Below are 12,435 nucleotides of genomic sequence, written 5' to 3'. Positions count from 1 at the left end.
GAGGACCCCCGGACCCGGGGCCGCCGATCCTGAGGGTCGCCGGGGTGCGGGTCGCCGGGGTGCGGAGGGCCGCCGGGCCCGGGCGGGCCCAGGTGCGCCCGGTGCCGTAGCAGAACCGTGACAATCGGCCCCCACCTGCGGGACCGTACTCCTCGCCGCGTGGTGAACACTCCGTGTATACATGCGGCGTATACACAGTGTGTACAGTGCTCCCCATGTCCATCGGTCACACCCTTCTGGGACTCCTGGAGTCCGGCCCGCGCCACGGCTACGACCTGAAGCGGGCCTTCGACGAGAAGTTCGGTCACGACCGGCCGCTGCACTACGGCCAGGTCTACTCGACGATGTCCCGCCTGCTGAAGAACGGGCTCGTGGAGGTCGAGGCGATCGAGGCGGGCGACGGCCCCGACCGCAAGCGCTACGCCATCACCGAGGCCGGCGTCACCGACGTGGAGCAGTGGCTCGCCACGCCGGAGAAGCCCGAGCCGTACCTGCAGTCGACCCTCTACACCAAGGTCGTCCTCGCGCTGCTGACCCACCGCGACGCCGCCGACATCCTCGACACCCAGCGCGCCGAGCACCTGCGCAGCATGCGGATCCTGACCGACCGCAAGCGCACGGGAGACCTGGCGGACCAGCTGATCTGCGACCACGCCCTGTTCCACCTCGAGGCCGACCTGCGCTGGCTGGAGCTCACCGCCGCACGCCTCGACAAGCTCCGTGAGGCGGTGACCCGGTGACTCCTCCCCCCGGCTCCCTGCTGGCCGCCGAGAACCTGCGCAAGGCCTACGGTCCGACCACCGCGCTGGACGGCGCCGAGTTCTCCATCCACCCCGGCGAGGTCGTCGCCGTGATGGGCCCCTCCGGCTCGGGCAAGTCCACGCTGCTGCACTGCCTCGCCGGGATCGTCACCCCCGACTCGGGGTCGATCACCTACGACGGCCGTGAGCTGTCCACCATGACCGACGCCCAGCGCAGTGCGCTCAGGCGCTCGGACTTCGGGTTCGTCTTCCAGTTCGGCCAGCTGGTGCCCGAGCTGACCTGCGTGGAGAACGTGGCCCTGCCGCTCAGGCTGAACGGCACCTCCCGCAAGGAGGCCGAGCGCACCGCACTGACGTGGATGGAGCGCCTGGAGGTCGACGACCTGCGCAAGAAGCGGCCCGGCGAGGTGTCCGGCGGTCAGGGCCAGCGCGTCGCGGTCGCCCGCTCCCTGGTCACCGACCCCAGGGTGCTGTTCGCCGACGAGCCGACCGGCGCGCTGGACTCCCTCAACGGCGAGCGGGTGATGGAGCTGCTCACCGAGGCCGCCCGGTCCTCCAACGCCGCCGTCGTCCTCGTCACCCACGAGGCACGGGTCGCCGCCTATTCCGACCGCGAGATCGTCGTACGCGACGGCAGGTCCCGGGACATGGAGCGGGTCGTATGAGAGTGCGCCAGTGGGTCCGCGACCTGCGCATGGGCGCCAGGTTCGCGTTCACGGGGGGCCGCGAGGGCTGGACCCGGGTGCTGCTGACGGCGGTCGGCGTCGGACTCGGCGTGGCCCTGCTGCTGCTGACCACCGCGATACCCAGCGCGCTCTCGGCACGGCACCAGCGGGAACAGGCCCGCCTGAACTACACCTACGTCGAGCACCCCCCGCCGAAGGCCGACGACACCCTGGTGACCGCGGACGTCGACACGACGTACCACGACAAGAACATCCGCGGACGGCTGGTGGAGCCCGAGGGGCCGCGGGCCCCGCTCGCACCGGGCCTGGCCGAGTACCCGGCACCGGGCGACATGGTGGTCTCCCCGGCGCTGAAGGAGCTGCTCGACTCCGACGACGGGAAGCTGCTGCGGGAACGGCTGCCCTACCGGGTGACCGGCACGATCGGCGAGAGCGGGCTCGTCGGCTCCCGCGAACTCGCCTACTACGCCGGTGTGGAGGACCTGGCGTCGCGCATCAACGACTGGCAGGTGGCCCGGATCACCGAGTTCGGCGACCCGCACCCGTCGTCCGAGCGGTTGGACCCGGTGCTGCTGCTGCTCGTGATGGTCGTCTTCGTGGCGCTGCTGACGCCGGTCGCCGTGTTCATCGGCGCGGCCGTGCGGTTCGGCGGCGAGCAGCGCGACCGCCGGCTCGCCGCGCTCCGCCTGGTCGGCTCCGACAGCCGGATGACCCGCCGGATCGCGGCCGGCGAGGCACTCGCGGGCTCCCTGCTCGGGCTGGTCTTCGGCGCGGTCTTCTTCCTGATCGGCCGCCAAGCCGCAGGGTACGCCGAGATATTCGGCATCAGCGCCTTCCCCAGTTACCTCAACCCCTCGCCCGCGCTGGCGGCGCTGGTCGCGGTCGCGGTTCCGGCCGCCGCGGTGCTGGTCACCCTGCTGGCGCTGCGCGGGGTGGTCATCGAGCCGCTGGGCGTGGTGCGCACGGCCAAGCCCGCGCGGCGCCGGCTGTGGTGGCGGCTGCTGCTGCCGCTGGGCGGCCTGGCGATGCTGTACCCGATGCTCGGCAAGGGCCGCGACAACGGGGACTTCAACCAGTTCCTGGTGATCGGCGGCGTGATGCTGCTGCTCGTCGGCGTGACCGCGCTGCTGCCGTGGATCGTGGAGACGGTCGTCGCCCGGCTCGGCGCGGGCGGGGTGGCCTGGCAGCTGGCGGTACGGCGACTGCAGTTGAGCAGCGGCACGGCGGCACGCCTGGTGAACGGCATCGCGGTCGCGGTGGCCGGGGCGATCGCGCTGCAGATGCTCTTCGCGGGGGTGGAGGACGACTACACCAGGGACACCGGGAACGACCCGTTCCGGATCCAGATGCAGGTGAACGTGCCGGAGGGCGTCGCGCTCGCCGGGGCGGCCGAGAAGTTCTCCGGCACCAGGGGCGTACGGAAGACCACGGCGCTGTCCGGGGCGAGCGTCGGTGACGGCCCCTGGAGCGCAGAGCAGGGACCGGACAACTCGATCGGGGTGACGATCGGCGACTGCGCGTCCTTGCGCGAGGTGGCGAGCATGTCCTCCTGCCGCGACGGTGACGTCTTCGCGCTCAGCGGCGGCGAGTACGACGCCGACACCGCGAAGCTGGCCGAGCCCGGCCGCAAACTCCACTTCGACTCCTCCTCCGGCGATGACCAGGCCCCGCAGGTCCTCTGGAGCGTCCCGGGCACCCTGAAGTCCGCCCGCCCGGTCGAGGACCCGAGGGGGGAGACGCGCAGCGGCTTCCTGATGACTCCGGCCGCGGTGCCCGCGGGGGCGGCCACGGCGATCGGGGGAACGGTCTACCTGATTCTGGACAAGTCGGTGCCGGACGTGTACGAGCACGTGCGCAACACGGCGACGGCGGTCGACCCGATGACGAACACGTACCTGTGGGTGGCCAGTGAACAGACCAACAGGTTCACCTCCATCCGCACCGGTCTGTTCGTCGGCGCGACCTGCGTGCTGCTGCTGATCGGGGCGAGCCTGCTGGTGTCGCAGCTGGAACAGCTGCGCGAGCGGAAGAAGCTGCTGTCGGCGCTGGTCGCCTTCGGCACCCGGCGGCGCACGCTGAGCCTGTCGGTGCTGTGGCAGACGGCGGTCCCGATCGCGCTGGGCCTGCTGCTGGCCTCGGCGGTGGGCCTCACCCTGGGCGCGGTGCTGCTGAGGATGACGCGCACGCCCGTGGCCGTGGACTGGTCGAGCGTCCTGGCCATGACCGGCGTCGGCGCCGGCGTCGTCCTCACGGTCACCCTCCTCAGCCTGCCGCCCCTCCTGCGCCTGATGCGCCCCGACGGCCTGCGCACCGAGTGACCACCGCGAGCGGGCCCCCTGCCTGGCGCCGGGGCCCGCTCGCCGCGTACCCCCGGCCGCTCTCAGCCCTGGCCGCCCTCATTCAGTACGCGCACCGGCAGGGGCCGCAGTTCTGCTCGCAGGGCGGCGGCGAGTTCCCGGTACTCGGCGGCGCGGGCCGCGCCCGTGCGCATGGCCAGGGCGATGCGGCGGGAGGGGGCGGGGTCGGCGAAATAGCCGGTGAGGAGCCGGTTGTTGCGGGAGGTCTCGACCCTGAGGGCGGTGCGGGGCAGCAGGGTGCAGCCGAGGCCGCCGGCGACGAGCTGGACGAGGGTGGACAGCCCGGCGGCGGTGGTCTTCACCGGCGCGTTCACACGACCGGCCTCACGGCAGATGTCGAGGGCCTGGTCGCGCAGGCAGTGACCTTCGTCGAGGAGCAGCAGCCTCAGTTCCTTCAGGGCTTCGCGGGGTATGCCCTCCCGACCGCCGAGCCAGTGGCCGATCGGGGTGAGCAGGGCGAAGTCCTCGTCGAAGAGGGGGAGTTCGACGACGCCGGGCACACCGAGGGGCACGGCGAGCAGCAGCAGGTCGAGCCGTCCGCCGGCCAGCCCCTCCAGCAGGTTGGCGGTCTGCTCCTCGTGGACCTGGAGGTCGAGGGCGGGGTAACGGTCGTGGACGAGCCCCAGAACGGTGGGCAGGAGGTAGGGCGCGACGGTGGGGATGACACCGAGGCGCAGTACGCCGGTGAAGGGCGCGCGGACGGCCTCCGCCTCCTCCATGAACGCGCCGACCTCGCCCAGCACGGCCTTGGCCCGCACGGCGAGGCGTTCCCCCGCGGGCGAGAGCAGTACCGTACGCGTCGTACGCTCCAGGAGGGTGACACCGAGTGTCTTCTCCAGGGTGGCGACGGCGCCGGAGAGCGCCGGCTGGCTCATGCCGATCGCCGCGGCGGCGTCCCGGAAGTGCAGGTGCTCGGCGACGGCGGCGAAGGCACGCAGCTGGGACAGGCTCGGCTGCCTGCGCGAACGGCTCACTGATAGCCACCTCCGATCAACACGACCGAGTGTAGCTATTTCCGTAATCAATGCACCGTGTGCCAACATCAACACTGTCCAACCCCCTGGGAAACACGGGCAAAGCCGGTGTTTCCTCGCTGCAAGGAGAGCGTGTGCTCACTGTCGGTGACAAGTTCCCCGAGTTCGAACTGACCGCCTGCGTCTCGCTGGAGAAGGGCAAGGAGTTCGCGGAGATCAACCACAAGACCTACGAGGGCAAGTGGAAGGTGATCTTCGCCTGGCCCAAGGACTTCACCTTCGTGTGCCCGACCGAGATCGCCGCCTTCGGCAAGCTGAACGACGAGTTCGCCGACCGCGACGCCCAGGTCCTCGGCTTCTCCGGTGACTCCGAGTTCGTCCACCACGCCTGGCGCAAGGACCACGACGACCTGCGCGACCTGCCGTTCCCGATGATGGCCGACCCCAAGCACGAGCTGATGCGCGCGCTGGGCATCGAGGGCGAGGACGGCTCCGCCAAGCGCGCGGTCTTCATCGTGGACCAGAACAACGAGATCCAGTTCTCCATGGTGACGGCGGGCTCGGTCGGCCGTAACCCCAAGGAGGTCCTGCGGGTGCTGGACGCCCTGCAGACGGACGAGCTGTGCCCGTGCAACTGGACCAAGGGCGACGAGACCCTGGACCCGGTCGCGCTGCTGGCGGGTGAGTGACGCATGTCGCTGGACGCCCTGAGGTCCGCCCTCCCGGACTACGCCAAGGACCTGAAGCTCAACCTGGGCTCGGTCATCGGCAACAGTGACCTGCCCGCGCAGCAGCTGTGGGGCACGGTGCTGGCGACGGCGATCGCCTCGCGCTCGTCGATCGTGCTGCGGGAGCTGGAGCCGGAGGCGAAGGCGAACCTGTCGCCGGAGGCGTACACGGCGGCGAAGGCCGCTGCCGCGGTGATGGCGATGAACAACGTCTTCTACCGGACGCGTCACCTCCTCTCCGACCCGGAGTACGGCACCCTGCGCGCCGGCCTGCGGATGAACGTCATCGGCAACCCCGGTGTCGACAAGGTCGACTTCGAGCTGTGGTCCTTCGCGGTCTCCGCCATCAACGGCTGCGGCATGTGCCTCGACTCCCACGAGCAGGTGCTGCGCAAGGCCGGTGTCGAGCGTGAGGTCGTCCAGGAGGCCTTCAAGATCGCCGCGGTGATCCAGGCGGTCGCGACGACCCTGGACGCGGAGGCGGCGCTGTCGGAGTGACGTCCGCCGCATGGTGAAACCCCGTTCACTTTGAGGGTGAACGGGGTTTCACGCTGTTTTCCCCCGTCCGCCTGGGGCAGAGCCCCAGGCGGACGGGGCCCTCTCAGCTCACCGAGTCGGATGGAGGGGTGGGCAAGCCCGGCGGCGGAGCCGACCGCGCCGCCCGCCGGCGGGCCTGCTCCTGGGAGTAAGCCCGCAGATAGCCGACCACCGTGTTCGTCACCGCGACCAGCGGCACCGCCACCACCGCCCCGCCGATCCCCGCGACCATCCCGCCCGCGGCCACCGACAGCACCACCGCCAGCGGATGCACCCGGACCGCGCGTCCGAGGATGAACGGCTGCAGCACATGCCCCTCGATCTGCTGCACCGCCAGCACCACCACCAGCACCATCACCGCGGTGAAGACGCCCTGTGTCACCAGCGCGACGACCACCGCCAGTGCCCCGGACACCACCGCTCCCACCAGCGGGATGAAGGCGAACAGGAAGATGAACACGGCCAGCGGCACCGCCATCGGCACGTTCAGGAAGTAGATCCCCAGCCCGATGAAGATCGCGTCGATCAGGGCCACGATCACCGTGCCCCGCACATACGCCGTCAGCGTCCGCCACGCCCGCGGCCCGGCCCCGGCCACCCCCGGCCGCGCCGCCGCCGGCACCAGCTTCAGCGACCACTCCCAGATCCGCCGGCCGTCGTAGAGCAGGAACAGCGTGGAGAAGACGGTCAGCAGGATCCCGGTCAGTGCCTCCACGACCACCGTCACACCCTGCAGACCGGCCGACGTGATCTGGTCGGTGTTGGCCCCGACGGCGTCCCGCAGGTCCTTGGCTATCTGGTTGATCTGCTTGTCGGTGACGTGGAAGGGGCTGTTCAGCAGCCACTTGCGCAGCTGGTCGATGCCGTCCTGGATCTGGCTGGAGAGCGTGTCGATGTTCTCCATGACCTGCCAGGTCACGAACCACCCGATCAGCCCCATGACGACGAAGCCGGAGATCGCGGTGAGCGCGGTGGCCGGGCCGCGCGGCAGCCCGTAGCGCCGCAGGCGTGCCACCGTCGGCTGCAGCAGCGCGGTGATGAGCAGCGCGGCCACAAAGGCGAGCACCACCAGCCGGACGGCGCTGATGACCTGCATCAGCACCCACACCGTGCCCGCGAGCACCAGCACCCGCCAGCCGACCTCCGCCGCCACCCGTACGCCCCAGGGCACGGCCTGCGCGGGATCGGGCCGGGCCGGAACGACGGTCACGTGGTCCGGCAGGACGTGGGCGTCCACGTCCTGCTCCGGCTCGGGGCCGTCCTGCTCCTTCTCCGCCTCGGCGCGGCGCTCGTCCAACCGTTCACCCATCTCGGTCAGTCCGGCACCGAGCCGGCCGAGCCACCGTGGCACTCGCGACATGATCGGTCCTCTTCCCCCGTCTCTGCGCACCACTCCCCCTGGAGTCGTTCCGTTCGACCGTACAGCGCGACAGCCCCTCCCTTTAAGACGGGAGGGGCTGTGCGGGGGTTGAGAGGATGGCCGGTCCGGCTCAGTACCAGTGGTTGGCCTGCCAGAAGGACCACGCGCCGCAGGGGCTGCCGTAACGGCCGTTCATGTAGTTGAGGCCCCACTTGATCTGGGTGGCCGGGTTGGTCTGCCAGTCGGCGCCCGCGGAGGCCATCTTGGAGCCGGGCAGCGCCTGGACGAGGCCGTAGGCGCCGGAGGAGGCGTTGACCGCGCGGTAGTTCCAGGTGGACTCGTGGTTCACGATGTTGCTGAAGCACTGGAACTGGTCGGCGGGCACCATCGAGCGCGCCATCGCCTGGACCTGCGCCACGGTGTACGAGCTCTGGACGGCGAAGCTGGAGGCGTCGCGGACGGCGCTGCGGCTGGCCGCGGCCTCACGCTCGGCACGCTCCTTGGCTTCCTTCTCCGCCTTCGCCGCCTTCTCAGCCCTTTCGGCCTCCGCCTTCTTGGCGATCGCCGTCTCGGCGGCCGCCTTGCGCGCGGCCTGCTCGGCCTCCTTCTTGGCACCGGCGTCCGCGGCGATGGCCTGGGCGTCGGCCTGCTGCGCGAGCGAGACGGTCTGCACCTGGGCCTGCTGCCCCACGGGGATGTCCGCGAGAAGCGTCGTCGTATCGGCTGCCGTCGCCTCGGCGTCGTTGTTCTGCGCGACGCTGCCCGAGGCAACACCGACGACGCTTCCGACAGCGGTGACCGCGGTGGCGGAGGCCACTGCGAATCCCCGGACCGAGATCCGGCTCACACGGTTTCCTTCCAGCATCGCCCGCTTCGGTGACCCTGGCGGACGCAATCGTGCCCCTGACACTGGCCTTCCAACTGCGGGGTCACGGAAGGCGCGGGCCCGGTGGGCAACTCCCCGAGGAGGAGCGCCGCGTGGTGCTCGGGCGGCATACGACGACGCTATGGAGTTGAACGTGGTGCTCACGTGGCGCCCTACCTCCCCCAGTGCCCAAAAAGCCTGGGGGCACCCCCAGGGGATACGGCTGTGTCGTATGCGGGGCCTGACAGGAGTGAGACTCTGCCGTAACCCAACGCCGCAAGGCAATTCCGAGTTGCGTGTGAAAGCTCACATCCCGTTCGGCTCAGGGATTTTTCCGAAGCTCCCGCATACGAGGGCGCCGTCCGGCTAGGCTCGGGCCTTTGCCGGACGGCGCCAACTCTCCTACTGCCACCCCCAGGTGGACGAATCCGATCAGATGTGCCCGTCCTCCAGCATTTCGGTCACAAGGGCAGCGATCTGGGACCTTTCGGACCGGGTCAGCGTCACGTGCGCGAAGAGCGGATGGCCCTTCAGCTTCTCCACCACGGCGACGACACCGTCGTAGCGGCCGACCCGCAGGTTGTCCCTCTGCGCCACGTCGTGGGTCAGAACGACCCGCGAGTTGGCGCCGATCCGGGACAGAACGGTCAGCAGAACGTTTCGCTCGAGCGACTGCGCCTCGTCCACGATCACGAACGCGTCGTGCAGCGACCGGCCTCGGATGTGGGTGAGCGGCAGCACCTCGAGCATCCCGCGCGCGGTGACCTCCTCGATGACCTCACGGGACGTGACCGCCGACAGCGTGTCGAAGACCGCCTGCGCCCACGGGCTCATCTTCTCCGCCTCGCTGCCGGGCAGATAGCCGAGCTCCTGCCCGCCGACCGCGTACAGCGGGCGGAAGACCATCACCTTCTGGTGCTGACGGCGCTCCAGAACCGCCTCCAGGCCCGCACACAGCGCCAGCGCCGACTTGCCGGTGCCGGCCCGGCCTCCCATCGACACGATCCCGACGTCCGGGTCGAGCAGCAGGTCCAGGGCGATGCGCTGCTCCGCGCTGCGCCCCTTGATGCCGAACGCCTCCCGGTCGCCGCGCACCAGGCGGACGTTGCCCTCGGGCGTGATGCGCCCCAGCGCCTTGCCGCGCTCGGACTGGATCGTCAGTCCGGTGTGCACGGGCAGTCCGGCCGCCTCGGGGACGTGGATGTGTCCCTCCTCGAAGAGGATGTCCACCTGTTCGCCCGGAAGGGTGAGCTCGGACATGCCGGTCCAGCCGGAGGCGTCCGTGATGGCGAGTTCCGCGCGGTACTCCTCGGCCAGCAGGCCGACGGAGGACGCCTTGATGCGCAGCGGCAGGTCCTTCGAGACGACGGTGACGTCGTATCCCTCGGCCTGCAGGTTGCGGGCGACCGCGAGGATGCGGGAGTCGTTGTCCTCCAGGCGGTAGCCGGTGGGCAGCACGCTGGGGTCCGAGTGGTTGAGCTCGACCCGGATCGTTCCGCCGAGGTCCCCGATCGGGATGGGGGCGTCGAGGCGACCGTGCCGGACCCGGTAGTCGTCGAGCAGGCGCAGGGCCTGCCGGGCGAAGTAGCCGAGTTCGGGATGGTGCCGCTTGGCCTCCAGTTCCGTGACCACGACGATGGGGAGCACGACCTCGTGCTCGTCGAAGCGGGTCAGGGCGTTCGGGTCCGCCAGCAGGACGCTGGTGTCGAGGACGTAGGTGCGCCGGTCTGGCTTGTGGCGCTTTGTGCTGGTCACCACGGAAGGACGTACCCCCTCGGATGAGGTCGGGGAGCGACGAAGTGGAGCTGGACCGGTCTGCGGCCCCCGCACACGGCGGGCCGCGAACCGGCCCTCGGCGTCGTCTTCCGCGCTGTGACCGCGCGGTCGGGCTGGTGCAAAGGGCCTCCCGGGCGGACGGCCCCGAGCCGCCCGCTGAGATCCGACACCCGTGGTTCGGGTGTCGACCTGTCTCACTTATGCCCTCGAACACTCGCCGCCATGCAAATGCACGGAACGACGCGCGAGTGAACTCCGGAAGACAGGTGTCCCGCCAGTGGGAGGCGTACGTCCGTCAGCCGCCGTAGCGGCGGTGGCGGGCGGCGTAGTCGCGCAGCGCCCGCAGGAAGTCGACCTTGCGGAAGGCCGGCCAGAAGACCTCGCAGAAGTAGTACTCGGAGTGCGCCGTCTGCCAGAGCATGAAGCCGGACAGGCGCTGCTCGCCGCTGGTGCGGATCACGAGGTCCGGGTCGGGCTGGGCCTTGGTGTAGAGGTGGCGGCCGATCATGTCGACGTCGACGGACTCGGCGAGCTCCTCCATGGAGGTGCCCCTGTCGTGGGCTTCCAGGAGCATGGAGCGCACCGCGTCGGCGATCTCCTGCCGGCCGCCGTAGCCGATGGCGACGTTGACCACTATCCCGTCGACGTGGGCGGTGGTCTCCTCGGCCTCCTTGAGGGTGGCCTGCATGGCCGGCGGCAGCAGGTCCGTGGTGCCGACGTGGTGCAGGCGCCAGCGGCCGTCGGCGGCCAGGGAGCGCACCACGTCCTCGATGATGCCGAGGAGCGGGACGAGCTCCTCCCGGGGGCGGTCGAAGTTGTCCGTGGAGAGCAGCCAGAGGGTGACGACCTTGACATCCGTCTCGGTGCACCAGCCGAGGAACTCCTCGATCTTGTCCGCGCCGGCCCGGTGGCCCTGGGCGGTGGTGGAACCCGCGGCCTTCGCCCAGCGCCGGTTGCCGTCCATGATGACGCCGATGTGTTTGGGCACCTGAGCGGGGTCCAGGTGGCCCTCCACCCGGCGTGCGTACAGCCTGACCAGCAGGCCGCGCAGCTTGTCGCGCAGGTTCACGTCTCCGTCAGCCCCTCCGTACGGCGGTCCCAGGGGGCGAAGCCTACCGCTGGGAAGCCAGGCGTTCCCCGACAGGGCGCTGTGTGCGCCTTGGTGCATCGGAGCACTTGGGTGTATCAGACACGCCCCGCACCGCTCTCCATAAAGAAACGGGCCGGTCCGTGGGGGGGGAGACGGACCGGCCCGAGGGGGGGTTTCCACCATAACCCTTCGTGAGTGGTGTTGCGTGCATCAGCGCGACACAACTACTCTCCGAAGTCGCCCGGCGACGCACCGGGAGGCCCGGAAGCCGTCATTCCGCCCCCGATCATGGCCGAATCATGGCGAAATCACAGGAAAAATGACCGGGAGACGGCGAGAACCGGAGAGTTTGGGCCATCCGTGGCCGCTCGGCGAGTCGCCCCGCATCCCTCTCACGGGCGACCCACACGCGAACGCCCGCTTGACGCCAACGGCGGCCGGGCCGCGTACGGCCAACAGGGGCGCGGCACCACGCGGCCCCCTCCACCGCGCGGCACCATCCGCGCGGCTTTGCTCACGCGAATTCCCTTGGTCCGTACTTTACGTGGAGCGGTCGGGTGAATCGAGGGGCTGACGATAACGATGTGGACACCGTGTACGCGTCAGACGGGGCCGTCCTCGCTGCCCTTACTGCTCACCGCTGTCCTTACTGCTCACCGCTGCTCACCACTGCTCATCGCTGTTCACCGCGCCTTCCGCGCCTCGAGGAGATGGCGCGTACTGTGCGCCACGAACGGCCCCTTCGACTCGATCCGCTCGTGCAGCGCCCGCAACCGGGGCTCGTACGCCTCCATGGTGAAGCCGGGGACCATCCAGATCACCTTGCGCAGGAAGTGCACGACGGCGGCGATGTCGTGGAACTCCACGCGCAGGCGTTCGGCGCGCAGGTCGACGACCTCGAGCCCGGCCGCCTCGGCGGCGGCGCGCTCACGGTCGGGGTGACGGGCGTCGCGCGCCTCCCCGGGCCGGGGGCCGAGGAAGTACTCGACGAGCTCGAAGACGCTGCCGGGTCCGACGTGCTGCGCGAAGTACGTCCCGCCGGGCTCCAGGGCACGGGCGATCTCCTCCCAGTGCGGCCGGACGGGGTGCCGGCTGACGACGAGGTCGAAGGTCCCGTCGGCGAACGGCAGCGGCGCGTCCTCGCCGGAGGCCACGACCACGACCCCGCGCGGGCGGAGCAGCGCGGTGGCCCTGACGACGTTCGGCGGCCAGCCCTCGGTGGCGGCGAGTAGCTCGGGCGCGCCCGCGGCCAGCCCGAGCGCGAAGTCGAGGACCTCCCCTCCCCCGGTCTGCACATCGAG

11 protein-coding genes are annotated in these 12,435 nt (G+C 70.4%); 5 read left to right on the top strand and 6 right to left on the bottom strand.

Going from position 1 to position 12,435, the window contains the following annotated elements:
* Window positions 1–215: 215 nt before the first annotated feature.
* Genes C1I97_RS19290 through C1I97_RS19280 form a run of 3 tightly spaced genes read left to right on the top strand, consistent with a single transcriptional unit; the run spans window position 216 to window position 3,765 of the window.
* Window positions 216–740 (top strand): PadR family transcriptional regulator, encoded by a 525-nt coding sequence (locus C1I97_RS19290; protein WP_111004465.1) that lies wholly within the window; start codon window positions 216–218, stop codon window positions 738–740.
* A complete protein-coding gene (locus C1I97_RS19285; protein ID WP_111004464.1) occupies window positions 737–1,426 on the top strand; it encodes an ABC transporter ATP-binding protein in 690 nt (229 codons plus the stop codon). The genes C1I97_RS19290 and C1I97_RS19285 overlap by 4 nt, the downstream gene beginning before the upstream one ends.
* Window positions 1,423–3,765, top strand: coding sequence for an ABC transporter permease (locus tag C1I97_RS19280; protein ID WP_111004463.1), 2,343 nt, complete (start codon window positions 1,423–1,425; stop codon window positions 3,763–3,765). Before C1I97_RS19285 ends, C1I97_RS19280 begins: the two co-directional genes overlap by 4 nt.
* Before the next feature lie 62 nt (window positions 3,766–3,827).
* Here C1I97_RS19280 and C1I97_RS19275 read toward each other — a convergent pair whose 3' ends face one another.
* Window positions 3,828–4,778 carry a hydrogen peroxide-inducible genes activator gene (locus tag C1I97_RS19275; protein WP_258382644.1) on the bottom strand — a complete coding sequence of 317 codons (951 nt, stop codon included), beginning with the start codon at window positions 4,776–4,778 and terminating at the stop codon, window positions 3,828–3,830.
* A 134-nt stretch (window positions 4,779–4,912) separates the two neighbouring features.
* On the opposite strand from C1I97_RS19275, the gene C1I97_RS19270 reads away from it, so the two are divergent.
* Window positions 4,913–5,467, top strand: coding sequence for a peroxiredoxin (locus tag C1I97_RS19270; RefSeq protein ID WP_111004461.1), 555 nt, complete (start codon window positions 4,913–4,915; stop codon window positions 5,465–5,467).
* A 3-nt stretch (window positions 5,468–5,470) separates the two neighbouring features.
* Window positions 5,471–6,004, top strand: coding sequence for an alkyl hydroperoxide reductase (locus C1I97_RS19265; protein WP_111004460.1), 534 nt, complete (start codon window positions 5,471–5,473; stop codon window positions 6,002–6,004).
* A 103-nt stretch (window positions 6,005–6,107) separates the two neighbouring features.
* On the opposite strand, the gene C1I97_RS19260 is transcribed toward C1I97_RS19265, so the two are convergent.
* The 5 genes from C1I97_RS19260 to C1I97_RS19235 form a co-directional block, all read right to left on the bottom strand.
* On the bottom strand, window positions 6,108–7,403 hold the full coding sequence (locus tag C1I97_RS19260; RefSeq protein WP_111004459.1) for an AI-2E family transporter: 1,296 nt from the start codon (window positions 7,401–7,403) through the stop codon (window positions 6,108–6,110).
* 130 nt (window positions 7,404–7,533) lie between these two features.
* Window positions 7,534–8,268, bottom strand: a complete 735-nt coding sequence (locus tag C1I97_RS19255) for a lytic transglycosylase domain-containing protein (protein WP_441349130.1) — start codon at window positions 8,266–8,268, stop codon at window positions 7,534–7,536.
* A 432-nt stretch (window positions 8,269–8,700) separates the two neighbouring features.
* Window positions 8,701–10,026 carry a PhoH family protein gene (locus C1I97_RS19250; RefSeq protein WP_111004457.1) on the bottom strand — a complete coding sequence of 442 codons (1,326 nt, stop codon included), beginning with the start codon at window positions 10,024–10,026 and terminating at the stop codon, window positions 8,701–8,703.
* 313 nt (window positions 10,027–10,339) lie between these two features.
* Window positions 10,340–11,113 (bottom strand): isoprenyl transferase, encoded by a 774-nt coding sequence (locus C1I97_RS19240; RefSeq protein ID WP_111004455.1) that lies wholly within the window; start codon window positions 11,111–11,113, stop codon window positions 10,340–10,342.
* Between the two features lie 704 nt (window positions 11,114–11,817).
* Window positions 11,818–12,435 (bottom strand): methyltransferase domain-containing protein (locus tag C1I97_RS19235; RefSeq protein ID WP_111004454.1); only part of this gene is annotated, 618 nt, incomplete at its 5' end.

The organism is Streptomyces sp. NTH33 (genome assembly GCF_003236365.1).
Taxonomy (GTDB): domain Bacteria; phylum Actinomycetota; class Actinomycetes; order Streptomycetales; family Streptomycetaceae; genus Streptomyces.
Note: the sequence above shows the minus strand (reverse complement) of the source record. Positions and strands in the feature narration are given on the sequence as shown.